This window comes from Pseudomonas sp. KBN12P06040 (genome assembly GCF_037574965.1).
Lineage (GTDB): Bacteria > Pseudomonadota > Gammaproteobacteria > Pseudomonadales > Pseudomonadaceae > Pseudomonas > Pseudomonas aeruginosa.
Genome location: NZ_JBBELS010000001.1, coordinates 1,037,880 through 1,061,540 on the forward strand (window position 1 = coordinate 1,037,880; position 23,661 = coordinate 1,061,540).

The 23,661-nt window shown below is 67.6% G+C and carries 24 protein-coding genes; 17 read left to right on the top strand and 7 right to left on the bottom strand.

Annotation, left to right across the window (positions count from 1 at the left end):
- Window positions 1–19 precede the first annotated feature (19 nt).
- Together VQ067_RS04860 and VQ067_RS04865 are read right to left on the bottom strand one after the other, a co-directional pair.
- Window positions 20–1,759 carry a C13 family peptidase gene (locus tag VQ067_RS04860; protein ID WP_003118249.1) on the bottom strand — a complete coding sequence of 580 codons (1,740 nt, stop codon included), beginning with the start codon at window positions 1,757–1,759 and terminating at the stop codon, window positions 20–22.
- 190 nt (window positions 1,760–1,949) lie between these two features.
- Complete coding sequence (locus VQ067_RS04865) at window positions 1,950–2,405, bottom strand: MaoC family dehydratase (RefSeq protein ID WP_003093220.1); 456 nt, start codon at window positions 2,403–2,405, stop codon at window positions 1,950–1,952.
- Between the two features lie 193 nt (window positions 2,406–2,598).
- Between VQ067_RS04865 and VQ067_RS04870 the strand changes: the two genes are divergently transcribed.
- From VQ067_RS04870 to VQ067_RS04880, 3 genes are read left to right on the top strand one after another with little or no spacing between them, the layout of a single operon-like run.
- The gene (locus tag VQ067_RS04870; protein ID WP_003093216.1) at window positions 2,599–2,961 is read left to right on the top strand and encodes a CidA/LrgA family protein; all 363 of its coding nucleotides are present in this window, start codon (window positions 2,599–2,601) and stop codon (window positions 2,959–2,961) included.
- Window positions 2,961–3,671 carry an LrgB family protein gene (locus tag VQ067_RS04875; protein WP_024947157.1) on the top strand — a complete coding sequence of 237 codons (711 nt, stop codon included), beginning with the start codon at window positions 2,961–2,963 and terminating at the stop codon, window positions 3,669–3,671. The genes VQ067_RS04870 and VQ067_RS04875 overlap by 1 nt, the downstream gene beginning before the upstream one ends.
- 19 nt (window positions 3,672–3,690) lie before the next feature.
- Entirely contained in the window at window positions 3,691–4,284 is a 594-nt protein-coding gene (locus VQ067_RS04880; protein ID WP_003093212.1) for an LON peptidase substrate-binding domain-containing protein, read from the top strand.
- A gap of 10 nt (window positions 4,285–4,294) precedes the next feature.
- On the opposite strand, the gene VQ067_RS04885 is transcribed toward VQ067_RS04880, so the two are convergent.
- Together VQ067_RS04885 and VQ067_RS04890 are read right to left on the bottom strand one after the other, a co-directional pair.
- Complete coding sequence (locus VQ067_RS04885) at window positions 4,295–5,608, bottom strand: bifunctional DedA family/phosphatase PAP2 family protein (protein WP_019486571.1); 1,314 nt, start codon at window positions 5,606–5,608, stop codon at window positions 4,295–4,297.
- Window positions 5,605–6,324: a DNA-3-methyladenine glycosylase gene (locus tag VQ067_RS04890; protein ID WP_003110373.1), complete on the bottom strand. Its 720-nt coding sequence runs from the start codon at window positions 6,322–6,324 to the stop codon at window positions 5,605–5,607. The genes VQ067_RS04885 and VQ067_RS04890 overlap by 4 nt, the downstream gene beginning before the upstream one ends.
- A 63-nt stretch (window positions 6,325–6,387) precedes the next feature.
- On the opposite strand from VQ067_RS04890, the gene VQ067_RS04895 reads away from it, so the two are divergent.
- Complete coding sequence (locus VQ067_RS04895) at window positions 6,388–7,245, top strand: class I SAM-dependent methyltransferase (RefSeq protein ID WP_003093206.1); 858 nt, start codon at window positions 6,388–6,390, stop codon at window positions 7,243–7,245.
- Window positions 7,246–7,252: 7 nt separating this feature from the next.
- Here the strand turns inward: VQ067_RS04895 and VQ067_RS04900 are convergent, their stop codons facing one another.
- Complete coding sequence (locus VQ067_RS04900; protein ID WP_031685380.1) at window positions 7,253–8,476, bottom strand: alpha/beta fold hydrolase; 1,224 nt, start codon at window positions 8,474–8,476, stop codon at window positions 7,253–7,255.
- A 297-nt stretch (window positions 8,477–8,773) separates the two neighbouring features.
- On the opposite strand from VQ067_RS04900, the gene VQ067_RS04905 reads away from it, so the two are divergent.
- From VQ067_RS04905 to lipA, 12 genes are all read left to right on the top strand, one after another.
- Window positions 8,774–10,039 (top strand): glutamate-5-semialdehyde dehydrogenase, encoded by a 1,266-nt coding sequence (locus tag VQ067_RS04905; protein WP_003114089.1) that lies wholly within the window; start codon window positions 8,774–8,776, stop codon window positions 10,037–10,039.
- The gene (gene nadD / locus VQ067_RS04910) at window positions 10,039–10,683 is read left to right on the top strand and encodes a nicotinate-nucleotide adenylyltransferase (protein ID WP_003110376.1); all 645 of its coding nucleotides are present in this window, start codon (window positions 10,039–10,041) and stop codon (window positions 10,681–10,683) included. Before VQ067_RS04905 ends, nadD begins: the two co-directional genes overlap by 1 nt.
- A 22-nt stretch (window positions 10,684–10,705) precedes the next feature.
- A complete protein-coding gene (gene rsfS, locus VQ067_RS04915) occupies window positions 10,706–11,062 on the top strand; it encodes a ribosome silencing factor (protein ID WP_003100305.1) in 357 nt (118 codons plus the stop codon).
- 7 nt (window positions 11,063–11,069) lie between these two features.
- Window positions 11,070–11,537: a 23S rRNA (pseudouridine(1915)-N(3))-methyltransferase RlmH gene (rlmH, locus tag VQ067_RS04920; RefSeq protein ID WP_003093193.1), complete on the top strand. Its 468-nt coding sequence runs from the start codon at window positions 11,070–11,072 to the stop codon at window positions 11,535–11,537.
- Window positions 11,538–11,549: 12 nt separating this feature from the next.
- Window positions 11,550–13,490 (top strand): penicillin-binding protein 2, encoded by a 1,941-nt coding sequence (gene mrdA / locus VQ067_RS04925; protein WP_003093191.1) that lies wholly within the window; start codon window positions 11,550–11,552, stop codon window positions 13,488–13,490.
- 31 nt (window positions 13,491–13,521) lie between these two features.
- Window positions 13,522–14,625, top strand: a complete 1,104-nt coding sequence (gene rodA, locus VQ067_RS04930; RefSeq protein ID WP_003114090.1) for a rod shape-determining protein RodA — start codon at window positions 13,522–13,524, stop codon at window positions 14,623–14,625.
- Window positions 14,626–14,633: 8 nt separating this feature from the next.
- Window positions 14,634–15,656: a lytic murein transglycosylase B gene (mltB, locus tag VQ067_RS04935; protein ID WP_003132500.1), complete on the top strand. Its 1,023-nt coding sequence runs from the start codon at window positions 14,634–14,636 to the stop codon at window positions 15,654–15,656.
- A complete protein-coding gene (rlpA, locus tag VQ067_RS04940) occupies window positions 15,653–16,678 on the top strand; it encodes a septal ring lytic transglycosylase RlpA (protein ID WP_021265263.1) in 1,026 nt (341 codons plus the stop codon). Before mltB ends, rlpA begins: the two co-directional genes overlap by 4 nt.
- 65 nt (window positions 16,679–16,743) lie before the next feature.
- Window positions 16,744–17,904 carry a D-alanyl-D-alanine carboxypeptidase family protein gene (locus VQ067_RS04945; protein ID WP_003093182.1) on the top strand — a complete coding sequence of 387 codons (1,161 nt, stop codon included), beginning with the start codon at window positions 16,744–16,746 and terminating at the stop codon, window positions 17,902–17,904.
- A 70-nt stretch (window positions 17,905–17,974) separates the two neighbouring features.
- Complete coding sequence (locus VQ067_RS04950; RefSeq protein WP_003100311.1) at window positions 17,975–18,256, top strand: DUF493 domain-containing protein; 282 nt, start codon at window positions 17,975–17,977, stop codon at window positions 18,254–18,256.
- Window positions 18,256–18,909 carry a lipoyl(octanoyl) transferase LipB gene (gene lipB, locus VQ067_RS04955; RefSeq protein WP_003093177.1) on the top strand — a complete coding sequence of 218 codons (654 nt, stop codon included), beginning with the start codon at window positions 18,256–18,258 and terminating at the stop codon, window positions 18,907–18,909. Before VQ067_RS04950 ends, lipB begins: the two co-directional genes overlap by 1 nt.
- Window positions 18,906–19,889 carry a lipoyl synthase gene (gene lipA, locus VQ067_RS04960; RefSeq protein WP_003119196.1) on the top strand — a complete coding sequence of 328 codons (984 nt, stop codon included), beginning with the start codon at window positions 18,906–18,908 and terminating at the stop codon, window positions 19,887–19,889. The genes lipB and lipA overlap by 4 nt, the downstream gene beginning before the upstream one ends.
- Before the next feature lie 144 nt (window positions 19,890–20,033).
- Here the strand turns inward: lipA and VQ067_RS04965 are convergent, their stop codons facing one another.
- Window positions 20,034–20,927 carry a LysR family transcriptional regulator gene (locus tag VQ067_RS04965; RefSeq protein WP_003137695.1) on the bottom strand — a complete coding sequence of 298 codons (894 nt, stop codon included), beginning with the start codon at window positions 20,925–20,927 and terminating at the stop codon, window positions 20,034–20,036.
- Window positions 20,928–21,034: 107 nt separating this feature from the next.
- Here VQ067_RS04965 and VQ067_RS04970 point away from each other — a divergent pair, with 107 nt between their 5' ends.
- Complete coding sequence (locus tag VQ067_RS04970) at window positions 21,035–21,925, top strand: alpha/beta fold hydrolase (protein ID WP_033985654.1); 891 nt, start codon at window positions 21,035–21,037, stop codon at window positions 21,923–21,925.
- 202 nt (window positions 21,926–22,127) lie between these two features.
- On the opposite strand, the gene VQ067_RS04975 is transcribed toward VQ067_RS04970, so the two are convergent.
- A complete protein-coding gene (locus VQ067_RS04975; RefSeq protein WP_003093171.1) occupies window positions 22,128–23,474 on the bottom strand; it encodes a lytic murein transglycosylase in 1,347 nt (448 codons plus the stop codon).
- Window positions 23,475–23,661: the final 187 nt, after the last annotated feature.

The window sequence follows — 23,661 nt, forward strand, 5'->3', positions numbered from 1 at the left end:
AGCGTAGTGCGCGGCGTATCTATTTGCCCGCCGCGCCCTCGCCGGTTTTTCCTTCCCGGGACGCGAGCGCGCGCTCGGCTTGCTGCCCCCGCAGCGTCCGCCAGTGCGCGAGCACGCGTTCCGGTAACCAGGCTTGCGGTTCCGAAGCTTCGAAACCTTCCTCCTTCTCCCTTTGACGCACTTCCTCTTTCGCCAGTTCGAACGCTTTGGACAGATCGTCGGTGCGGTTCAGCGCATTGGCCAGCAAGGCGCGGCCGAAATAGGTGAAGTCGGCGTCGTCGGAACAGCCGAACGAGACCCGGTCGGCACGCGCGGCGGTCAGGATCAGGGTACGTTCGTCTTTCAGCGGCGGGATGAAGCCCCCGCTGTAGCAGGCCGATACCACCAGCACCTTGTCGCGCTGGCGCAGCGGCGCGAGCAGTTCGGCCAGTTCCGCGGCCGGCAGGTCGCCGAGGTTCAGGCCGGGCATGTCCAGGGCCAACTGGTGGTCGCTGGAGCCGTGGCTGGTCAGGTAGATGAAGACCAGGTCTTCCGGCCCGCTGCGTTCGGCCAGGGTGCGCACGGCGCGGGACAGGCTTTCCCGGGTAGCCAGCGGGCGGTCGCCGAAGTGGTCGCGGTGGTTGACCAGGCGAATCACGCCACGAGCGGCGAAACGCTGGCCGAGCAGGTCGCCGGCGTAATCGGCCTCGCGCAGGAACACGCCCTGGCGGCCATCGCCGCCCAGGCTCAGGGCATAGAGTTCGCTGGCCGGCGTCGAGGCCGGGATCTTGCGCAGTTCTTCGTCGAGCAGGCGACCCTGGGCCAACAGGCCGATTTCCAGGGTGTCGGGCAGGGCCTTGCCGGCGGCGTCGCGGATGCGCTTGCCGTCGGCCCAGAGTCCCTGCTCACGGCTGCCGTCGGCGCGGTCCAGGGTGCCTTGGCCGGCATAGGCGCCGGCGGCGAAGCCGCCTTCGTAGCGGGTGCCGTCCAGTTGTTCGAGCAGGCCCTGGCCATGGAAGCGCCAGAACTGGAAACCGCCGCGGTAGCGGCTGCCGTCGGCGCCGAGAAGCTCGCCGGGGCCGTTCAGCGCGCCTTCGCTGAAGCGGCCGATCCAGACATCGCCGCTGGCGCTTTCGTAGCGCCCCTGGCCATGGAACTGGTTGTCCTTGAACTGGCCGACGTAGCGGTCGCCATCGGGCCCGCTCCAGCGCCCCTTGCCGTTCAGTTGCCCGTCGCGGAAGGTACCGGCGTACTGGTTGCCCTGGCTGTCGCTGAAGCTGCCTTCACCTTCCAGGCGACCCTGGCGGAAGCTGCCCTGGTAGCGGCTGCCATCGCTGCCGTCCAGCGTGCCCTGGCCGCTGTACAGGCCCTTGCGGAAACCGCCGCGGTAGCGAGTGCCCTGTTGTTCCAGGCTGCCTTCGCCATCGAACAGGCCCTGGCGGAAGCCGCCCTGGTAGACGCTGCCATCGGCCATCGCCAGGCGTCCCTGACCGTCGAACAGGCCGGCCGCGAAGCCACCGCTGTAGCGGCTGCCGTCGGCGCCCTGCCAGGTGCCATGGCCGTGCAGCAGGCCATGCTCGAAGCGGCCGGCGTACCAGGCGCCGTTGTCGTAGTCCAGCCGGCCCTGGCCTTCCAGGCGCCCGTCCACCAGCTCGCCGCGATAGCGCGCGCCGTCCGGCAGGCGCGCATCGGCCGGGAGCAGCGGTTCGCCCTCGCCACAGGCGGCGAGCAGGATGACCAGGGCGGAGCAGAGCGAGAGAGACCTGGCGGGGCGAAGCATGCGGCGTTCCCGATGAGTGGTTCGGTCCGAGGGTGGAGGGGAGACAGTGTGGCGGAAAAATCGTTGCCTGGCAGTAGGGTATTTCCCTGCCGGCCCAGAGCGCCCCCGCGAGCGGGGGCTTTTGGAAGGGGGGAGAGGGGCGCGAAGGCGCCTGGCCGTCAAGCGAACGGCAGCGCTCGCTGGGGCGGGCTCAGACGAAGCAGAGGCTGAGGGTCTCGGCGATGTAGGCGGGTTTCTCCTGGCCTTCGATCTCCAGGGTGGCGCGCGCCTTGATCAGCCACTGGCCGGGATTCTTCTCGTTGACGTCGAGCAGGGTCAGGCCCAGGCGGACCCGCGAGCCGACCCGCACCGGCTGGATGAAGCGCACCGTATCGAGGCCGTAGTTGACCGCCATCTTCAGTCCTTCGGGAAGCACCAGCAGGCCTTCCATCAGCTTCGGGATCAGCGACAGGGACAGGAAACCGTGGGCGATGGTGCCGCCGAAGGGCGTCTTCGCCGCCTTCTCCGGATCGACGTGGATGAACTGGTGGTCGCCGGTGCATTCGGCGAACTGGTCGACCCGCTCCTGGTCGATGGTGAGCCATTCGGAATGGCCGAGATCCTTGCCGACATAGTCCTTGAGCGCTGCTACGGGTACGAATGGCATAAGTCCTCCGGGAGGATGGCTGTTGTTCTCATGGTGCAGGAAGATCAGCACGCGTTGGCGACCGGGTCAAGAAACCATCGGCCTGGCGAATATCGCGTCATGCGGTGCCGCGACTGCGACTGATGGATAGGCGAGGAGCGTGCCAATGTCCCGGCGGGCTGGGCATAATGGTCGGCCCTTGCTGGAGGTGCCCATGTTGCTTCGTGGTCTGACCTGGCTGGTGCTGTTCCAGTTGCTCGGCACAGGTCTGAACGTTCTGTTGTTGCCCATGCTGCCCGGTCCGATCATCGGCCTGGTGCTGCTGTTCGGTTATTTCCTGGCGCGTGGCGAGGTCGGCAAGCCGGTCAACGAGGCGGCCGGCTCGTTGCTGCGCTACCTGCCGCTGCTGCTGGTGCCGGCGGCGGTCGGGGTGATGGCCTATGCGCGGGAGATCGCCGCCGATTTCTGGGCCATCGTCGGCGCGCTGGTACTGTCGCTGCTGCTGTCGTTCCTGTTCGCCGGCTGGATGATGCAGAAGCTCATCGATCGCCAGCAACGTCGCCGGGAGGAGTCCTGATGGCCTGGCACGCCGCCCTCGAGGCGGTGATCCACCATCCGCTGTTCGGCGTCGGCGTGACCCTGGGCGCCTACCAGTTGGCCCTGGCCGCCTATGAACGGACCCGCTGGGTGTTCCTGCAGCCGGTGCTGGTATCGATGCTGGTGGTGATCGGCGTGCTGCTGCTTTGCGGCATCGACTACGACGAATACAGTGCCAGCGCCAAGGTCCTGACCATTCTCCTCGGCCCCGCCACGGTGGCCCTGGCGGTGCCGCTGTTCCTCAACCTGCGGCGTATCCGCCAATTGTTCTGGCCGACCCTGCTGACCCTGGTGGTCGCCGGTACGCTGGCGACGGTGCTGGGCATCGCATTCGGCTGGTTGTTCGGTGCCGAGCCGCGGATGCTGATGAGCATGGCGCCGAAGTCGGTGACCTCGCCGATCGCCATGCTGGTGGCCAGCCAGATCGGCGGCGTGGCGGCGCTGGCCGCCGTGTTCGTACTGATCACCGGGGTGCTCGGGGCGATCCTCGGGCCGGAGCTGCTGCGCGCCATCGGCGTCCGGCACCCCGCCGCGCAGGGCATGGCGCTGGGCATGACGGCCCACGCGGTGGGCACTTCGCGGGCCTTGCAGGAAGGCGAGGAGTGTGGTGCCTTCGCCGCCCTGGCGATGAGCCTGATGGGCGTTGCCACCGCAGTGCTGCTACCGTTGGCGGTAGCGCTGGTTGCCTGACGATGCCCGAGGAGTCGCGATGAAGTTGCCGTTGTTTCCCCTCAACGCCGTGCTGTTCCCCGGTTGCCGCCTGGACCTGCAGATCTTCGAGGCGCGCTACCTGGACATGATCAGCCGCTGCATGAAGCAGGGCACCGGTTTCGGCGTGGTGACCATCGGCGAAGGGCGGGAGGTCGGCGAAGCGCCGAGCCGCCTGGCGATGGTCGGCTGCGAGGCCTCGGTCCGCGACTGGCAGCAGCGCCCGAACGGCCTGCTGGGCATCCGCGTGGAGGGCGGTCGGCGTTTCCAGGTGCTGTCGGTGGAGGTCCAGGCCGACCAGCTCAGCGTCGGCGAGATCGAGTGGTTCGAAGACCTGCCGGAGCAACCCCTGACGTACGAACACAACGATCTCGCCGCGTTGCTCAGCGTGCTGGCCGAGCATCCGATGGTGGCCGCGCTGGAGATGGGCGGCGAGCCCGGCGGCCAGCAGGACCTGGCCAACCAGTTGGCCTACCTGCTGCCGTTCGATACCGAACGCAAGCTCGAACTGCTCGCCCTGCCCGACGCGCAGATGCAACTGGCGCGGATCCAGGTGCTGCTGGAGCACCTGCAGGGCGAGTTGGGTATCGACTGAGCGCCAACCCTCACAGCGGCCGGTAGCGCGCAATGGCTTCCGGCAGGGCCCAGCCGGCGGCGATCGCCAGGGTCGCCACGCAGACCGGCAACAGCAGCCACCAGACCCGTTGCGGCAGCGCCGGCAGCGACTCGCGGCGCTGGCTCAGCCACAGGCTGGCGGCGCAGACCGTAGTGGCGAGCAGGGCGCCGGCGACGATGTCCGACGGCCAGTGCACGCCAAGGTAGACCCGCGACAGGGCGATGCTCAGCGACGGGATCACCGCCAGCAGTACCCAGGTCAGGCGCCAGCGCGGCGGTTGCTGGCGGCTGGCGAGGACGCCCAGGGTGAGGAAGAAGGCGAAGGACGCCGAGCTGTGTCCGCTGGGGAAGCTGAAGCTGCTCAGCGGTTCGGCCAGCACTTCCGGGCGGGCGCGGGCGAACAGGGTCTTCAGGGTCTGGTTGGCCAGCGCGGTGCCCACCAGGGTGCCGATGGCGAAGATGGCCGGACGCCATTGCCGGGTCAGCAGGAGGATACCGCCGAGCAGCGCGCCGGCGATGAACTGGGTGCGGAAATCGCCGAGCCGGGTGACCACCACCATCACCGGGTTCAGGTCGGCGTTGCGGTGCTCCTGGACCAGCGTCATCAGGCCTTGGTCGAGGTCCTGGAGGTACGGCCAGGCGACGGTCATCGCCAGCAGCAGGACCAGGCTCAGCGCGGCCGCCACAGCGGTTGCCCAGCGTTTGCGTCGCAGGCTGGCCTGGACTACCACACCGACCAGCACCGCCAGGCAGGCCGCGACGATCCCGGCTTCGCTCCAGAAGCCTTCCGGCAACGGCAGGCGCAGGGCTGCGCCGGTGGCCCAGCCGGGCAACAGGTAGGCGACCGCCCAGCCGGCGGCGGCGATCAGCGAAACGCCGAGAAAACGGCCGAACGGCATGTCGAGCATGCCGGCGACCATCGGCAGCATCGGCCGCAGGGCGCCGATGAAGCGGCCGACTAGCAGGCTGGCGATACCGTAGCGCTCGAAGTACACCTCGGCGGCGGTGATCCACTGCGGATGGCTGCGCAGGCCGGGCAGGCGGCGGATGTTCTGGTGGAAGCGGCGGCCGATCCAGTACGAGCTGAGGTCGCCCAGCACCCCGCCGGCGTAGGCCAGCATCAGGGTTTCGCCGAGGCTGAGGGCGCCGCTGCCGGCGATCACCGCGACGCCGAACAGCAGCACCACGCCGGGCAGGACGATGCCGACGATGGCCGCGCATTCGAGGAAGGCGATGAGGAAGATGGCCAGCCCCAGCCACTCGGGGTTGGCGGCCATCCAGGCGTTGAAGCTGTCGAGACTCATTGCAGGTGCGGGTCCTGGTGTCCGAGTAGATGATAGTCGCGCCCGGCGACCTGGCCGCGGCGCAGTGGGTTGCGGGTACAGAAGGCGGCGAAGGCGGCATCGACGAAACGGTACGGCAGGTGTTCGTCGCGCCCCTTCGGAATGCCCAGCCGAGCGGCCTGGATCACCTGGCTGGGGCGCTCGCCGACATCGTCGACGAACAGTCGCTGCGGATCGAAGCGCTGTGCGTCCCACTCCGGCACCTTCAGCCCCATGGCCTTGCACAGCAGGGTCTGGCCGGCGCACAGGCGGCCGATCTCGCGGGGCCGGCCCTGGCTGTCCGGGTTCAGGCTCTGCATCCGCTCCAGCGCCGCGTGGTCGCTGATGCGATCCAGCCAGGGATGGCCGGACTTGATCAGCACCGCATTGCCCGGCCCGCCGGCGCTGAAGTTCAGCGAGTCGCCGCCGCGCGCGTAATACATATAGATGTGCCCGCCGTCGAGGAACAGTGCCTTGCGCTTCTCGGTGTAGCCGAGCGAGGCGTGGCTGCCTTTCTCCTCCAGGTAGTAGGCCTCGGTCTCGATGATTCGCGCCGCCAGCCAGAGATTGCCCTGGCGATGGCGGATCACCTTGCCCAGCAGCTCGCGGGCGACCAGCAACGCATCGCGGTCGAAGAAGGTGTCGGGGAGTGGCCGGGCGTCGGGCCAGGGCAAACTAAGGATGGGATCGCGGGACATGGGATTGTCGCTGGGACCATGGCAGTCATAGGCTGGCGAATGATAACAACAAGAGCCTGAATCATGGTTGAACGAGAGCGTGTCGACAGTGCCCACATCACGCCCAGCGCCCATTACACTGGCTACGTCTGGTTCCGCCATCGACTCGCCGAACCGGCCTTCGCCACCGTCTTCGGCCGCTGGGTACACGGCTTCGTCGCGCCGATCAACTGGGGCGCGCAGCTCGGTTTCGGGCTGAACATCGAGGATTTCCTGTTACAAAGACACCTCATGATCGACGCGCGCCTGACCCAGGCCGTCGAACGCGAGGGAGTGGTCCAGGTGGTGGAAATGGCCTGCGGGCTCTCGCCGCGCGGGCGACGCTTCCGGCAACGCTATCCACAGTTGCGCTACCTGGAGGCCGACCTGCCGCCGATGGCCGCGCGCAAGGCGGCGCTGCTCCGCGAGCAGGGTTGGCTGGGCCCGGAGCACGCGGTGGCGGCTGTGGATATCCTCGCCGAGGACGGCGAGCGCAGCCTCGCCGCGCTGTTCGCCGGGCTCGACCGCGAGCGCCCGCTGGTGGTGATCACCGAGGGGCTGGTGAACTATTTCCAGCGTCCGGTGATCGAGGCCTTCTGGAGTCGCCTGGCGACCGAACTTAAACGCTTCCCCCAGGGCACCTACCTGACCGACCTCTATCCCGATCTCCGCGAGCACCCGCGCTACCGGCAGATCCGCTGGGGAGTGGGGATCATCGGGCGGCTGACGCGGGGAAGCTATCCGTTGCACTACCGCAATGCCGCGGAAATCGAGGCGGCCTTCGCCCGCTGCGGCTTTGCCTCCACCCTGGTGCTCGACCCGCAGCGCGAAGGCGCCGCCCTGGGCTTGCCGCAGGGACGCCTGCCGAGCCTGGTGCGGGTGATCGAAAGCCGCACGGCATAGCCGCCTTTCAGGCGACCTCCGCTCGCTGCCAGGCGGCGAGGAGGTCGGCCAGTCCGGCGCTGGCCGCCGGATCGGAGTGCGGGAAGATGAAGGCGAAGCCGCCGGCGGTCGAGCGCAGGGGCAGGATGTCCAAGTCCGCCAGGCCGTCGTAGCACAACCGCCAGCCGCGTTGCGGGCGGGATTCGGGTAGCTCGGCGTGCAGCCGCCCGCCGAAATAGCCGAGTTCCACCAGTTCCGCCGCATAGACGCCGAGCTGCGGATGTTCCAGCCGAGCGTGCGCCTGGGCTGGCCGATGGCGGACCTCGAAGCGTCGCTCCAGGCCGAGCAGGCGCGTGCGCGGGATCCGCGTGCTGCCCTCGGCGCGCTCCGGCAGCGCCTCGCCGCGCAGGAACGGGCCGTAGAGCCGGGCGCAGGCCTCGCGTCGTTCGAACTGGGCAAGATGGTCGGCGTCGTGGATCAGGGCGAACTCGGCGTTCCCGCAGGCATGGGCGAACACCGCATGTTCCCAGGGCTGGGTGAAATGGTCGTACTCGCCGGCGAGCACCAGGGTCGGGCAGGTCGGGTGCCGCTCGAAGCCGCCGAAGGCCAGCAGGCGCCGGCTATTCTGCCGGTAGCGTTCGATCTCCGCCGCGGTCAGGCGTTGCAACTGGCGCAGCATGGCCTTGCGAAATACCGGGGAGACGCCGGTACGTTCCAGCTGTAGCGGGTTGATCAGGCCGGTCAGTACGCCGTGGGCGAAGGCGCTCTGGTCGCCCTCGTCGAGCCGGGCCAGGGCTTCTTCCAGCAGCAGCCGCGCACCGGGGCGGCCGAATGCGGTGATGCCGGCCAGTAGCAGGCGCGCGCAGCGGCGCGGATGGCGGGCGGCGAACAGCGCGGCCAGGGCCGAGCCGTAGGACAGGCCGATGGGCATCAACGGCGGCAGGCCGAGCCGTTCGGCGAAGGCCGCGATCAGGTCGGCGAGGTCTTCCAGGCTCAGTTCCGCCGCCAGTTGCAGGTTGCCGCCCTGGCTCGGCAGGTCGAGCAGGATCACCGGGTGCTCGGCGAGCAGTTCGCTGACCTCGCCGGCGAACGAGCGGAAGCTCTGGAAGGCGCCGCCCAGCAGGAGCACCGGCGGGCACGGGTCGTCGGCACGGGCGGCGAAGGCCTGGTAGCGCAGTTGCCAGCCGTCGAGGAGGAGGATATCCGGTTCGCTGCTCAGCGACTGCGCGCTGTAGTCGGTACGGTAGCGCATGGTGAGGCCCCGCAGTGTGTGCGTCGTTATTGTTGTTCTGCCGAGCGGGTGCCGGTGGGTGGCAGCGGCCAGGCTCGCTTCGAAGGTAAACAGAGGTAGCAATTTTGTTTACCTATCCTTCGGCCGGCGCCTGCGCCCGGGTGTCACCGTCTCGCGCACAGGCCCAGGCGCAGCGGGGCCGCCGCGTTACCGCCGGGGGCCGCGGAACGCACTGTCTACCGACCGGCTGTTGCGGCTGGGCGCGCCGGGGCTGGCTCGCTATAATCGCGCATTTCCCTGACGCCAGATGCCGAGACCATGACCGAGTCCGTCCTCGACTATATGAGCCGCCTGGGCCGCGATGCCCGCGCCGCCTCGCGGTTGCTCGCGCGCGCCGCCACCGCGCAGAAGAACCGCGCCCTGCTGGCCGCGGCCGATGCGCTGGACGCCGCCCGCGCGGAGTTGTCCCACGCCAACGAGCAGGACCTCGCCGCCGGCCGCGCCAATGGCCTGGAGCCGGCGATGCTGGACCGCCTGGCGCTGACCCCGGCGCGCATCGACGACATGATCGAGGGCCTGCGCCAGGTCGCCACGCTGCCCGACCCGATCGGCGAGATCCGCGACATGCGCTATGTGCCCTCGGGCATCCAGATCGGCAAGATGCGCGTGCCGCTGGGCGTGGTCGGGATCATCTACGAGTCGCGGCCGAACGTGACCATCGACGCCGCCAGCCTGTGCCTGAAGTCCGGCAACGCGACCATCCTGCGCGGCGGCTCCGAGGCGATCCACTCCAACCAGGCGATCGCCCGCTGCATCCAGCAGGGCCTGGCCGAGGCCGGCCTGCCGGCCGCCGCCGTGCAGGTGGTGGAAACCACCGACCGCGCCGCGGTCGGCGCGCTGATCAGCATGCCCGAATACGTCGACGTGATCGTCCCGCGCGGCGGCAAGGGCCTGATCGAGCGCATCAGCCGCGAGGCCAAGGTGCCGGTGATCAAGCACCTGGACGGCATCTGCCACGTCTACATCGATGTCGCCGCCGACCTGGACAAGGCGATTCGCGTCGCCGACAACGCCAAGACCCAGCGCTACGCGCCGTGCAACACCATGGAGACGCTGCTGGTGCATGCCGGTATCGCCGAGCGGGTGCTGCCGCCGCTGGCCACGATCTACCGCGAGAAGGGCGTGGAACTGCGCGGCGACGCCGCGACCCGTGCGCTGCTCGGCGCAGACGTGCTGGAGGCTACCGAGGAGGACTGGCGTACCGAGTACAACGCGCCGATCCTGTCGATCCGCATCGTCGACGGGCTGGACGCGGCGATCGAGCACATCAACACCTACGGCTCGCAGCACACCGACGCGATCATTACCGAGAACTTCAGCGATGCGCGGCGTTTCCTCGCCGAAGTGGATTCCGCTTCGGTGATGGTCAACGCCTCGACCCGCTTCGCCGACGGCTTCGAGTACGGCCTCGGCGCCGAGATCGGGATTTCCACCGATAAGCTGCACGCCCGCGGTCCGGTCGGCCTGGAAGGCCTGACCAGCGAGAAGTACGTCGTCTTCGGCGACGGTCACGTGCGCACCTGATGGGCAAACGTATCGGCCTGTTCGGCGGCACTTTCGACCCCGTGCATATCGGACATATGCGCAGCGCCGTGGAAATGGCCGAGCAGTTCGCCCTCGACGAACTGCGCCTGCTGCCCAATGCGCGGCCGCCGCACCGGGAAACCCCGCAGGTGTCGGCCGCGCAGCGGTTGGCGATGGTCGAGCGGGCGGTGGCGGGAGTCGAGCGATTGACGGTCGATCCCCGCGAACTGAAGCGCGACAAGCCGTCCTACACCATCGACACCCTGGAGTCGGTGCGGGCGGAACTGGCGGCTGACGACCAGTTGTTCATGCTGATCGGCTGGGATGCCTTCTGCGGCTTGCCGACGTGGCACCGCTGGGAGGCGTTGCTGGATCACTGCCACATCGTCGTGTTGCAGCGTCCGGATGCCGACAGCGAGCCGCCGGAGTCGCTGCGCGACCTGCTGGCGGCGCGGAGCGTGGCCGACCCGCAGGCCCTGAAAGGGCCGGGCGGGCAGATCACCTTCGTCTGGCAGACGCCGCTGGCGGTGTCCGCCACCCAGATCCGTGCGCTGCTGGGTGCCGGGCGCTCCGTGCGTTTCCTGGTGCCGGACGCAGTATTGAACTACATCGAGGCGCACCACCTGTATCGTGCGCCACACTGATAAAGAAACAGAGACCGACTCAATGCAAACCGAACAACTCGTCCAAGTGGCCATCGATGCCCTGGAAGATCTCAAGGCCCAGGACATCGTGACCCTCGATGTGCGGGACAAGACCAGCGTCACCGACTACATGGTGATCGCCTGCGGCAGTTCCAGCCGCCAGGTCAAGTCGCTGGCCGACAACGTCCTGACCAAGGCCAAGGAAAACGGCGTCAAGCCCCTGGGCAGCGAAGGCCTGGAGTCCGGCGAATGGGCGCTGCTCGACCTGGGCGACGTGGTGGTCCACGTGATGCTCCCGGCGACCCGCCAGTTCTACGACCTGGAGCGCCTGTGGCAGGGCGCCGAGCAGAGCCGCGCCCAGCACCAGCCGGAAGAGTGACGCCGGCATGCGGTTGCGCCTGATCGCGGTTGGCTCGCGCATGCCTCGCTGGGTCGAGGAAGGCTGGCAGGAATACGTCAAGCGCCTGCCGGCCGAGCTGTCCCTCGAACTGGTGGAGATCCCGCTCAACACCCGCGGCAAGAACGCCGACGTGGCGCGCCTGATCCGTCAGGAAGGCGAGGCCATGCTGGCGCGCGTGCAGCCGGGGGAACGGGTGGTGACCCTGGAGGTCGAAGGTCGGCCCTGGAGCACCGAGCAACTGGCTCGCGAACTGGATCGCTGGCGTCTCGACGCACGCACCGTGAATCTCATGGTCGGCGGCCCGGAAGGGCTGGCGCCGGAGGTCTGCGCGCGCAGCGAGCAGCGCTGGTCGCTGTCGCCGTTGACGCTGCCGCACCCGTTGGTGCGGATCCTGGTCGGCGAGCAGATCTACCGGGCCTGGACCGTATTGTCCGGGCACCCCTACCACAAATAGTCCCCAGTCCCGATGCCGCAGCCGATCCACCTGAAAGACCACGAGAAAGACGCCCGCCTGGTGCGTCGGCGCGTCATCGTCGGGGCGGTGGCGGTGGTCTTGCTGACCCTGGTGCTGGTGGCGCGCATGTACCACCTGCAGGTGACCCAGTACGAGTACCATTCGACGCTGTCGGAGAACAACCGGGTTCATGTGCAGCCGATCCCGCCGACCCGCGGGATCATCTTCGACCGCAACGGCGTGATCATCGCCGACAACCGGCCGAGCTTCAGCCTGACCATCACCCGCGAACGCACCGAGGACCTGCAGAAGACCCTCGACACGCTGGTGGAGATCCTCGGCCTGACCGAGGACGACCGGGCCATCTTCGAGAAGCGCATGAAGCAGGGGCGGCGTCCGTTCGAGCCGGTTCCCATCATGTTCGAACTCAACGAGGAACAGATCGCCCGCATCGCGGTGAACCAGTTCCGCCTGCCGGGCGTCGACGTGGCGACCCAGTTCGTCCGCCACTACCCGCTGAAGGAGCACTTCGCCCATTCGGTCGGGTACGTCGGGCGGATCAACGAGCAGGAACTGAAGAACCTCGACCCGATCAACTACAGCGGCACCCACCATATCGGCAAGACCGGCATCGAGCGCTTCTACGAGAGCGAGCTGCACGGCACCGTTGGCTACGAGGAAGTCGAGACCAACGCCCGCGGGCGGGTGCTGCGGGTGCTCAAGCGCACCGACCCGATTCCCGGCAAGGACATCGTCCTGAGCATCGACAGCCGCCTGCAGGAGGCCGCCGAGAACGCCCTGGCCGGGCGGCGGGGCGCCATCGTGGCGATCCAGCCGTCCACCGGCGACGTGCTGGCGATGGTCAGCCAGCCGAGCTACGACCCCAACCTGTTCGTCACCGGCATCAGCTTCAAGGCCTATGCCGAGCTGCGCGACTCCATCGACCGGCCGCTGTACAACCGCGTCCTGCGCGGGCTCTATCCGCCGGGCTCGACGGTGAAGCCGGCGGTGGCACTGGCCGGCCTCGACGCCGGGGTGGTCACGCCGACCTCGCGGGTCTTCGACCCCGGCTACTACCAGTTGCCCAACTACGACCACAAGTACCGTAACTGGAACCGCTACGGCGATGGCTGGGTGAGCCTGGAGTCGGCGATCTACCGGTCCAACGACACCTATTTCTACGACCTCGCGCACAAGCTGGGGATCGACCGCCTGCACGCCTTCATGAGTCGCTTCGGTTTCGGCCAGAAAGTCGCCCTGGACATGTTCGGCGAAGCCGACGGGCTGATGCCCTCGCGCGAATGGAAGCGCAAGACCCGCCGCCAGGTCTGGTACCCGGGGGAGACCCTGATCCTCGGCATCGGCCAGGGCTACATGCAGGCGACGCCGATCCAGTTGGCGCAGATGACCGCGCTGCTGGCCAACAAGGGCCACTGGATCCGCCCGCACCTGGCCAAGACCATCGACGGCCAGCCGCCGGTCGACCCCGACCCGATGCCCGACATCGTGCTGCGCGACCCGGCCAACTGGGACCGCGTCGACTACGGCATGCAGCAGGTGGTGCATGGCGCCCGCGGCACGGCGCGCAAGGTCGGCGCCACCTCGGCCTACCTGATCGCCGGCAAGAGCGGTACCGCCCAGGTGGTGGCGATCAAGCAGAACGAGCGCTACGACCGCTCCAAGCTGCTCGAGCGGCACCGCGACCACGCCCTGTTCGTCGGCTTCGCGCCGGCCAACAACCCGCAGATCGCGGTGGCGGTGATGGTGGAGAACGGCGAGTCCGGCTCCGGCGTCGCCGCCCCGGTGGTCAAGCAGGTGATGGACGCCTGGCTGCTCGACGAGCACGGCAAGCTCAAGGCCGAATACGCGGAACCCGTCGCGCCGCTCGCGGCGGCGGTGGCCAAGCCCGAACCCACGGCAGCCGAGCCGGAGGCGCCCGCCCTTGAACAGTAACTTCGACCGCACCCTGTCCAACGAAGACGTGATGCGCCGGCGCGCCAGCCTGCTGCAGCGCCTGCACATCGACGGGATTCTCCTGCTGCTGTTGCTGATCCTCGGCGCCACCGGCCTGTTCGTCCTCTATTCGGCGAGCGGCAAGAGCTGGGACATGCTGATGAAGCAGGCCACCTCGTTCGGCCTGGGACTGGGCATGATGGTGGTCATCGCCCAGATCGAGCCGCGCTTCATGGCCCGCTGGGTGCCGCTGGGCTACCTGGTGGGGGTCGCGCTGCTGGTGGTGGTCGACGTGATCGGCCACGACGCCAAGGGGGCGACGCGCTGGATCAACATCCCCGGGGTGATCCGCTTCCAGCCCTCGGAGTTCATGAAGCTGCTGATGCCGATGACGGTGGCCTGGTACCTGTCCAAGCGCAACCTGCCGCCGGGGCTCAAGCACATGGTGATCAGCTTGGCGATCATCATCACCCCGTTCGTGCTGATCCTGAAACAGCCCGACCTCGGCACCGCCATGCTGATCCTCGCTTCCGGCGGCTTCGTGCTGTTCGTCGGCGGCCTGCGCTGGCGCTGGATCGTCGGCGCGGTGTCGGCGGCGGTGCCGATCGCAGTGGCGATGTGGTTCTTCATCATGCACGACTACCAGAAACAGCGGGTGCTGACCTTCCTCGACCCGGAAAGCGATCCGCTGGGCACCGGCTGGAACATCATCCAGTCTAAGGCGGCCATCGGTTCCGGCGGGGTATTCGGCAAGGGCTGGCTGCTGGGCACCCAGTCGCACCTGGATTTTTTGCCGGAAAGCCACACCGACTTTATCATTGCGGTCCTCGGCGAGGAGTTCGGCCTGGTCGGCGTCTGCCTGCTGCTGGTGCTCTACCTGCTGCTGATCAGTCGTGGCCTGGTGATCACCGCCCAGGCGCAGACGCTCTACGGCAAACTGCTGGCCGGTGGCATCACCATGACGTTTTTCGTTTATGTCTTCGTGAATATCGGTATGGTGAGCGGGTTGTTGCCGGTGGTGGGGGTACCGCTGCCTTTCATTAGTTATGGCGGAACTTCGCTGGTTACCCTGTTGTCAGGGTTCGGGGTTCTGATGTCGATCCATACCCATCGGAAGTGGATCGCCCAGGTTTGAGACCAAGAGTGAAGAACGCAATGCAAGTACTGCGTACATGGGCGGCCAGGGGCGTCCAATGGGTCGGCGTAGCCGGCGTCATTGGCCTGTCCGGGGCGGCCCAGGCGGGGGACTACGACGGCTCGCCGCAAGTGGCCGAGTTCGTCAGCGAAATGACCCGCGACTACGGCTTCGCCGGAGAGCAGCTGATGGGGCTGTTCCGCGACGTGAACCGCAAGCAGTCGATCCTCGATGCGATCTCGCGCCCGGCCGAGCGGGTCAAGCAGTGGAAGGAATACCGGCCGATCTTCATCAGCGACGCGCGCATCAGTCGTGGTGTCGACTTCTGGAACAAGCATGCCGAAGACCTGGCGCGGGCAGAGAAGGAATACGGCGTGCCGGCCGAGATCATCGTCTCGATCATCGGCGTGGAAACCTTCTTCGGCCGCAACACCGGCAGCTACCGGGTGATGGACGCGCTGTCCACCCTCGGCTTCGACTACCCGCCGCGGGCCGACTTCTTCCGCAAGGAGTTGCGCGAGTTCCTCCTGCTCGCCCGCGAACAGCAGGTCGACCCGCTCAGCCTGACCGGCTCCTACGCTGGCGCCATGGGCCTGCCGCAATTCATGCCGAGCAGCTTCCGCGCCTACGCGGTGGACTTCGACGGCGATGGCCACATCAATATCTGGAGCGACCCGACCGACGCCATCGGTAGCGTCGCCAGCTACTTCAAGCAGCACGGCTGGGTCACCGGCGAGCCGGTGGTCTCGGTGGCCGAGATCAACGACGAGAGCGCCGAGAGCGCGGTGACCAGGGGCGTCGACCCGACCATGAGCCTGGGCGAGCTGCGTGCCCGCGGCTGGCGCACCCATGATGCGCTGCGCGACGACCAGAAGGTCACGGCGATGCGTTTCGTCGGCGACAAGGGCATCGAGTATTGGGTCGGTTTGCCGAACTTCTACGTGATCACCCGCTATAATCGCAGCGCCATGTATGCCATGGCGGTTTATCAGCTGGCGGGCGAGATTGCCCGCGCGCGAGGTGCCCATTGAGCAAGCGTGTCCGCTCCTCCCTGATCCTGCCCGCCGTCTGCGGCCTCGGGCTGGCGGCCGTGCTGTTGAGCAGTTGCTCCAGCAAGGCGCCCCAGCAGCCGGCCAGGCAGGCGGGTATTTCCGGGCCGGGCGACTATTCCCGTCCGCATCGCGACGGCGCCCCCTGGTGGGACGTCGACGTGTCGCGGATCCCCGATGCGGTGCCGATGCCGCACAACGGTTCGGTGAAGGCCAACCCCTACACCGTGCTGGGCAAGACCTACTACCCGATGAACGATGCGCGGGCCTACCGGATGGTCGGCACCGCGTCCTGGTACGGCACCAAGTTCCACGGCCAGGCCACCGCCAACGGCGAGACCTACGACCTCTACGGCATGACCGCCGCGCACAAGACCCTGCCGTTGCCGAGCTACGTGCGGGTGACCAACCTGGACAACGGCAAGAGCGTGATCGTCCGCGTCAACGACCGCGGCCCGTTCTATTCCGACCGGGTCATCGACCTGTCCTTCGCCGCGGCGAAGAAGCTCGGCTATGCCGAGACCGGCACCGCGCGGGTCAAGGTCGAAGGCATCGACCCGGTGCAGTGGTGGGCCCAGCGTGGCCGGCCGGCGCCGATGGTCCTGGCGCAGCCCAAGCAGGCGGTGGCCCAGGCCCCCGCTGCGACGCAAACTCAGGCGGTGGCGATGACCCAGCCGATCGAGACCTACACCCCGCCGCCGGCGCAGCACGCGGCCGCCGTGCTGCCGGTGCAGATCGACTCAAAAAAAAACGCTTCATTACCAGCCGATGGCCTGTATCTCCAGGTGGGCGCCTTCGCCAACCCGGATGCAGCGGAGCTGCTGAAGGCCAAGCTGAGCGGCGTGACGGCTGCGCCGGTGTTTATCAGCTCGGTCGTACGCAACCAGCAGATTCTGCACCGGGTGCGGCTGGGACCGATCGGTTCGGCGGACGAGGTTAGCCGCACCCAGGACAGCATCCGCGTGGCCAACCTTGGCCAGCCGACGCTGGTACGCCCCGACTGAGCGCCTACTCACGCAGGGAATTCCCGCAAGGGATTGTTTGACCATTGGTAGAACCAGAGAGACGGATGAACATCACCACTATCGCGAAACGCTTGTCACTGCTTGTCCTGTTCATCGCCCCTACGGCTGGCTGGGCTGCTGAATCCATGGTTCCGGCGCCGCCGCAACTGGCCGCCAAGTCGTACGTCCTGATGGACGGCGAGAGCGGCCAGGTTCTGGTCGAGAACAACGGCGACCAGCGCCTGCCGCCGGCCAGCCTGACCAAACTGATGACCGCCTACATCGCCACCAAGGAGATCGAGGCCGGCCGCATCGGCGAGAACGACCTGGTCACCGTCAGCGAACATGCCTGGCGCACCGGCGGTTCGCGGATGTTCATCAAGGTCGGCAGCCAGGTATCGGTGAGCGACCTGCTGCATGGCATCATCATCCAGTCCGGCAACGACGCCAGCGTCGCCCTGGCCGAGCATATCGCCGGCAGCGAAGACGCCTTCGCCGACATGATGAACACCACCGCGCAGAAGCTGGGCCTGACCAACTCCCACTTCATGGACGCCACCGGCCTGCCCAACCCGGACCACTATTCCTCCGCCCGCGACATGGCGGTGCTGGCCCGCGCGATCATCTACGGCGAGCCGAGCCACTACGCGATCTACGCGCAGAAGGAATTCCTCTGGAACAACATCAAGCAGCCGAACCGCAACCTGCTGCTGTGGCGCGACAAGACCGTCGACGGCCTGAAGACCGGCCACACCGACGAAGCCGGCTACTGCCTGGTGGCTTCCGCGGTACGCGACGGCCAGCGCATGATCGCCGTGGTGTTCGGCACCAACAGCGAGCAGGCCCGCGCCGCCGAGACCCAGAAGCTGCTGACCTATGGCTTCCGCTTCTTCGAAAGCCGCAACTTCTACAAGAAGGGCACCGAGCTGACCAAGGGCCTGGTCTGGAAGGGTTCCGAGCATGAAGTGAAAGCCGGCCTCGCCGAAGACCTGACCATGACCCTGCCGCGCGGCCAGATGCAGAAGCTGCAGGCCAGCATGGTCCTGGAGCCGCAGCTGATGGCGCCGATCCAGCAGGGCCAGGTGATCGGCAAGGTGGAAGTGAAGCTGGACGACAAGGTCATCCGCAGCGCCGACCTTGTCGCCCTCAACGCCGTCGAGGAGGGTGGTTTCTTCCGCCGCCTGTGGGATAGCATCCGCCTGTTCTTCTACGGTTTGTTCAACTGACCGACCGGCGCCCGCCCGCTCACGAGGCCAGCGGGCGCCCGTCCCCGCGGACCACGGGTCCGCCGCCGCCATGACCGATACCCCTGACGTTCAACCCCCGAAAATCGAATTCCCCTGCGAGCGCTATCCGATCAAGGTGATCGGCGACGCCGGCGAAGGTTTCTCCGACCTGGTCGTGGAAATCATCCAGCGCCACGCGCCGGATCTCGACGTCGAGACCCTGGTGGTCCGTGACAGCAGCAAGGGGCGCTTCCTCTCGGTGCAGGTGCTGATCACCGCCACCGATGTCGACCAACTGCAAGCCATCCATAACGACCTGCGCGCGACCGGACGCGTGCACATGGTGCTCTGATGGGACTCGAGCTGGGCTTCCGTGAGCTCGGCGAGGTTCCCTACGAACCGACCTGGCATGCCATGCAGCGCTTCGTTGCCGAACGCGACAAATCGGTAATGGACGAAGCCTGGCTGTTGCAGCACCCTGCGGTCTTCACCCAGGGGCAGGCCGGCAAGGCGGAGCATGTGCTGTTCCCCGGCGACATCCCGGTGATCCAGGTGGATCGCGGCGGCCAGGTGACCTACCACGGCCCCGGCCAGTTGGTCACCTACCTGCTGCTCGATGTCCGCCGCCTGGGACTGGGCGTGCGCGAGCTGGTCAGCCGGATCGAGCAGAGCCTGATCGGCCTGCTGGCGTCCTATGACGTGCAGGCCGTGGCCAAGCCGGACGCGCCGGGTGTCTACGTCGACGGGGCGAAGATCGCCTCCCTCGGCCTGCGCATCCGCAACGGCTGTTCCTTCCATGGCCTGGCGCTGAACCTGGACATGGACCTGCGACCGTTCCAACGAATCAATCCCTGCGGCTACGCCGGGATGCCCATGACCCAACTGCGCGACCTGGTTGGGCCGGTGGATTTTGCCGAGGTGTGTACCCGATTGCGCGCTGAGCTCGTCTCACGCCTTGGCTACGCTGAACAGAAGACCCTTACGGGCGGGATCGAACTGACATGAGCACTGTTGTGGAGAAGTCCGGAGAAGCCAAGCCGGGCAAGGTGGAAGTCGGCGTGAAGCTGCGCGGCGCGGAAAAGGTCGCGCGGATTCCGGTGAAGATCATTCCCACCGAGGAACTGCCGAAGAAACCCGACTGGATCCGCGTGCGCATCCCGGTTTCCCCCGAGGTCGACCGCATCAAGCAACTGCTGCGCAAGCACAAGCTGCACAGCGTCTGCGAAGAGGCGTCCTGCCCGAACCTGGGCGAGTGCTTCTCCGGCGGCACCGCGACCTTCATGATCATGGGTGACATCTGCACCCGGCGCTGCCCGTTCTGCGACGTCGGCCATGGCCGGCCGAAGCCGCTGGACGTCGACGAGCCGACCAACCTGGCCATCGCCATCGCCGACCTGCGGCTGAAGTACGTGGTGATCACCTCGGTGGACCGCGACGACCTGCGCGACGGCGGTGCCCAGCACTTCGCCGACTGCCTGCGCGAGATCCGCAAGCTGTCGCCGGGGATCCAGCTGGAAACCCTGGTGCCCGACTATCGCGGTCGCATGGACATCGCCCTGGAGATCACCGCCAACGAGCCGCCGGACGTGTTCAACCATAACCTGGAGACGGTACCGCGCCTGTACCGCTCCTCGCGGCCGGGCTCGGACTTCGAGTGGTCGCTGGACCTGCTGCAGAAGTTCAAGCAGATGGTTCCGCACGTACCGACCAAGTCCGGGCTGATGCTCGGCCTGGGCGAGACCGACGATGAGGTCATCGAGGTCATGCAGCGGATGCGCGAGCACGACATCGACATGCTGACCCTCGGCCAGTACCTGCAGCCGTCGCGCAACCACCTGCCGGTGCAGCGCTTCGTGCATCCGGACACCTTCGCCTGGTTCGCCGAGGAAGGCGAGAAGATGGGCTTCAAGAACGTCGCGTCCGGCCCGCTGGTGCGTTCGTCCTACCATGCCGACCAGCAGGCGCACGGCAACAAGATCGGCTGATCGACGCCGCGCCAATGCCTCCGACGCCGCGTCCCTGCACAGGGACGCGGCGTTTTTCTTTGGGCAGCCACCAAGCCTCTTCGGACGTAGGACGAACAACCGCTTGCGGTTATCCGCCGGCGCGTAGGTGAGTACCGTTTGCGCTCATCCCTGTGCGGTAACGAAGCGACTGCGCTGGCCGAGCTGCCGCACCGCCTCGATCAGTGCATCGGCCGCCAGGCTGGGTTGGCGCGAGAAGGCGTAGAAACGCGCCTCCGGCAGCGTCGGAAAACCCTGTTCCGGGCCCAGTTCGCGCAGCCCCTCGCGCATCTGGCTGCGCGCCACCACCGTCACGGCGAAACCGGCCAGCGCGGCGGACAGGCAGCCGGCCATGCTGGCGCTCTCGAACACCAGGCGCCAGGGACGCGCAGCGGCGCCGAGGGCTGTAATCGCCGCTTCGCGGTAGACGCAGGGTTCGGGGAACAGCGCCAGCGGCAGCGGTTCGCCCACGGGCAGCTCGATCGCGGTCGCCGCGGCCCAGACCAGCGGTTCCTCCCAGAGCAGTTCGCCGTCGTCTCCGACCCGCCGGCACTGCTTGCCGAACACCACGTCGGTGCGCCCCTGGGCCTGCTGGCGGAGCAGGTCGGTGGTGATACCGACCTTGAGTTCGATGGATGCTTCGGGGTGCCAGCGGCGAAAGCGTTGCAGGACGCGTGGCAGCCAGGCGCTGGCGAAGTCCTCCGAAGCGCCGATGCGCAGGCGGTCGCGGATCGGCGTGCCGTGCAGCCTGGCGCGGGCCTCGCGCTCCAGCTCGACGATGTTGCGGGCATAGGCGTAGAGCGTCTCGCCCGCCTGGGTCAGCTCCAGGCGGCGGGTGGTGCGGCTGAGCAGGCTGACGCCGGCTGTCTGTTCCAGGCGCTTGATATGCCCGCTGACCGCGGAGGGAGTGAGCGCGAGATTGTCCGCGGCGAGGGCGAAGCCGCCACTGTCGACCACTTCGAGAAAGGTACGCAACAACACGATATCCAGGGATTGGGAGGTGGGGACGGCAAGCTCCATGAGGTCTTCCATTCATCTCGTTTCATGAATAGTAGACGCTAACTATTCATGAATCACGCTTGGCAAGCGTCCTAGGATGTCCCTTCGCTTTCTCTTGGAGAGGTCCGATGAGCCGCTATGCCTTCGTTTCCACCGATGTCCTGGATATCGCCTACCTGGAGTGGAATCCGCAGGGGGCGCGCAGCGCCGTCTTGTTGCACGGTTGGCCGGACAGCCCGCATACCTGGAAAGACCTGGCGGAGTCCCTGGCGGACGCCGGCTATCGGGTGCTGGCACCAGCCCTCCGGGGATTCGCCCCGACCCGCTTCCGCGATGCGTCTACTCCGCGCAGCGGGCAACTGGCGGCTCTGGCTTGCGATCTGCTGGCATTCGTCGACAGCCTGGCATTGCAACGTCCCCTGCTGGTCGGCCATGACTGGGGGGCTCGCGCGGTGGCCAGTGCCTGCGGACTGCGCGAGGGCGGCGCCTCGCACCTGGTGATGCTCTCGGTGGGGTACGCCAGCAACGATCCGCAGCAAGTTCTTTCCCTGCCGCAGGCCCGTAGCTTCTGGTACCAGTGGTTCATGGCTACGCCACGCGGAGAGCGCGCGCTGCGCGAGGAGGGCGAGGCGTTCGCCCGGCAGATGTGGGACACCTGGTCGCCGCCGGGATGGTATGCCGAGCGCGATTTCCAGGAGGCCGCCCAGGCCTTCTCCGGGCCGGACTGGGTTGCCGTGGTGCTGCACTATTACCGGCATCGCTGGGGCTTCGTCGCGGGGGAGCCGCGCTACGGGGCGGCGGAACAGCGCTTGCTCCCGGCACCGCGCCTGGCGCTGCCGACCCTGGTGCTGCACGGCGGCGCGGATGCCTGCACCCACCCCGACGGCTCCCGCGGACGCGAGCACTACTTCAGCGGGCGTTACCAGCGGCTGGTGCTGGAGGGCGTCGGCCATTTTCCGCAGCGCGAGGCGGCCACCCAGGTGGCTGACGCTATCCTGCGGTTCTGCGCGGATGACTAGGTCCTGGACGCCGCAGCGGCGGATAACGCCCGTGGCGTTATCCGCCCTACGAATCGGTGCGAAAGGTCTTGCTCGGCGGGACGAATGATCGCGTCGCGGTTATCCGCCGATGGGGCGGGGGGACGGCGGATAACTCGCCCTACGAACCGGTGTGCCGCGAGCGGTCGCGGCGGACGTGGGGTCGTAAGCTCCGCCGGCGGCCCTATGGCGTCCGCAGGCGGTCGAGCAGCGCCGGGGTCGGATAGCCGTCCGCCGGCCAGCCGAACTCCTGCTGGCAGGCGCGGATCGCCTTGCGCGTATTGGCGCCGATGATGCCGTCCACCGCGCCCGGATCGTGTCCGCGGGCGGCCAGTTGCCGTTGCAGCTCGATGCGCTGCGAGCGGCTCAGCGGAACATCCTCCAGTGGCCAGGCGCCGACTATCCGGCCGCCGCCCTTGAAGCTGTCGGCGAGCAGGCCGACGGCCAGGGCATAGGCACTGGAGTTGTTGTACTTGAGGATGGCGCGGAAGTTGTGCAGCACCAGGAAGGCCGGGCCGCGGTGCCCGGCCGGCAGCAGCAGCGAGGCCTGTTCGCCGGAGAGCCCGGAGGGCAGGGGGCCGCCGTTGACGCCTTGTACGCCCATCCCTTGCCACTCGCCCAGGGGCTTGCGGATGGTGAGTTCCGCCAGGGAATAGTCGAAGCCTGCCGGCAGGCGGACTTCGAACCCCCAGGGTTGTCCGGCGATCCAGCCGGAGGCTTTCAGGTAGTTGGCGGTGGAGGCCAGGGCGTCGCCGGGCGAGCCCCAGATGTCACGCTTGCCGTCGCCGTCGAAGTCCACGGCATACTGGTTGTAGGTGGTTGGGATGAACTGGGTCTGGCCCATGGCGCCGGCCCAGGAGCCGATCATGAAGGAGGCCGGAACGTCGCCGTGCTGGAGGATCTTCAGGGCGGCGAGCAACTGGGCGTGGGCGAATTCCGGGCGGCGTCCTTCATAGGCGAGGGTCGCCAGGGAGCGGATCACGTTCTTGTTGCCCATGTGCGAACCGTAGTTGCTCTCCATGCCCCAGATCGCCACCACCGCATCCGCATCCACCGCATAGCGCGCGTCGACTTCGCCGAGGATGCGCGCGTGCTGCGCCAGGCGCGCCTGGCCCTGGCGAACGCGCAGCGGATCGAGGGCGCCTTCCAGGTATTTCCATACCGGCCGGGTGAATTCCGGCTGGCTGCGGTCGGCTTCGACCACGGCGGGATCGGGCTCGACCCCGGCGAAGGCGCGATCGAAGGTCTGCGCATCGATTCCACCGGCCAGCGCCTGTTGACGGAAGGCGTCGCGCCACTGTTCGAAGCTCTGCCCAGGCTGGGCCTCGCTCGGCGCGCCAGCGGACACCGAGGCGGCCGGGCCGGCGCCGGTGAAGGGCGCCTTGGTCTGCAGGGGAGCGGAAGGCTGGTTGTATTCGATTATCGGGTTCTTCTGCGCGCAGGCACTGGAGAGGCCAAGCCCCATGGCGACGACGGTGCTGCCCAGCAGCCCGCTCACCTTCAGCAGGGCGGATCGTTCGGGGTTACGCATTGCTCTCCTCAGCAGGGTCCTCGGGACGGGCCACCTTAGCACGCCGGCCAGAACGCGTCTGCCGTCGTTGGACGCGCCGGCAGGGCCCCGGGTTCGCCAATACGGTTCCATCGGCTTCGACATAGGTTCGGTCACTGTCGGGCGGCCAATGGTTTCGTCCGTACCGCTCCGCCGCCTGTCGAAGCCT

Bases quoted from the DNA above. Each gene is read 5' to 3' on its own strand.
- VQ067_RS04860 (WP_003118249.1), bottom strand. From the start codon at position 1,759: ATGCTTCGCCCCGCCAGGTCTCTCTCGCTCTGCTCCGCCCTGGTCATC.
- VQ067_RS04865 (WP_003093220.1), bottom strand. From the start codon at position 2,405: ATGCCATTCGTACCCGTAGCAGCGCTCAAGGACTATGTCGGCAAGGAT.
- VQ067_RS04870 (WP_003093216.1), top strand. From the start codon at position 2,599: ATGTTGCTTCGTGGTCTGACCTGGCTGGTGCTGTTCCAGTTGCTCGGC.
- VQ067_RS04875 (WP_024947157.1), top strand. From the start codon at position 2,961: ATGGCCTGGCACGCCGCCCTCGAGGCGGTGATCCACCATCCGCTGTTC.
- VQ067_RS04880 (WP_003093212.1), top strand. From the start codon at position 3,691: ATGAAGTTGCCGTTGTTTCCCCTCAACGCCGTGCTGTTCCCCGGTTGC.
- VQ067_RS04885 (WP_019486571.1), bottom strand. From the start codon at position 5,608: ATGAGTCTCGACAGCTTCAACGCCTGGATGGCCGCCAACCCCGAGTGG.
- VQ067_RS04890 (WP_003110373.1), bottom strand. From the start codon at position 6,324: ATGTCCCGCGATCCCATCCTTAGTTTGCCCTGGCCCGACGCCCGGCCA.
- VQ067_RS04895 (WP_003093206.1), top strand. From the start codon at position 6,388: ATGGTTGAACGAGAGCGTGTCGACAGTGCCCACATCACGCCCAGCGCC.
- VQ067_RS04900 (WP_031685380.1), bottom strand. From the start codon at position 8,476: ATGCGCTACCGTACCGACTACAGCGCGCAGTCGCTGAGCAGCGAACCG.
- VQ067_RS04905 (WP_003114089.1), top strand. From the start codon at position 8,774: ATGACCGAGTCCGTCCTCGACTATATGAGCCGCCTGGGCCGCGATGCC.
- nadD (WP_003110376.1), top strand. From the start codon at position 10,039: ATGGGCAAACGTATCGGCCTGTTCGGCGGCACTTTCGACCCCGTGCAT.
- rsfS (WP_003100305.1), top strand. From the start codon at position 10,706: ATGCAAACCGAACAACTCGTCCAAGTGGCCATCGATGCCCTGGAAGAT.
- rlmH (WP_003093193.1), top strand. From the start codon at position 11,070: ATGCGGTTGCGCCTGATCGCGGTTGGCTCGCGCATGCCTCGCTGGGTC.
- mrdA (WP_003093191.1), top strand. From the start codon at position 11,550: ATGCCGCAGCCGATCCACCTGAAAGACCACGAGAAAGACGCCCGCCTG.
- rodA (WP_003114090.1), top strand. From the start codon at position 13,522: ATGCGCCGGCGCGCCAGCCTGCTGCAGCGCCTGCACATCGACGGGATT.
- VQ067_RS04945 (WP_003093182.1), top strand. From the start codon at position 16,744: ATGAACATCACCACTATCGCGAAACGCTTGTCACTGCTTGTCCTGTTC.
- VQ067_RS04950 (WP_003100311.1), top strand. From the start codon at position 17,975: ATGACCGATACCCCTGACGTTCAACCCCCGAAAATCGAATTCCCCTGC.
- lipB (WP_003093177.1), top strand. From the start codon at position 18,256: ATGGGACTCGAGCTGGGCTTCCGTGAGCTCGGCGAGGTTCCCTACGAA.
- lipA (WP_003119196.1), top strand. From the start codon at position 18,906: ATGAGCACTGTTGTGGAGAAGTCCGGAGAAGCCAAGCCGGGCAAGGTG.
- VQ067_RS04965 (WP_003137695.1), bottom strand. From the start codon at position 20,927: ATGGAGCTTGCCGTCCCCACCTCCCAATCCCTGGATATCGTGTTGTTG.
- VQ067_RS04970 (WP_033985654.1), top strand. From the start codon at position 21,035: ATGAGCCGCTATGCCTTCGTTTCCACCGATGTCCTGGATATCGCCTAC.
- VQ067_RS04975 (WP_003093171.1), bottom strand. From the start codon at position 23,474: ATGCGTAACCCCGAACGATCCGCCCTGCTGAAGGTGAGCGGGCTGCTG.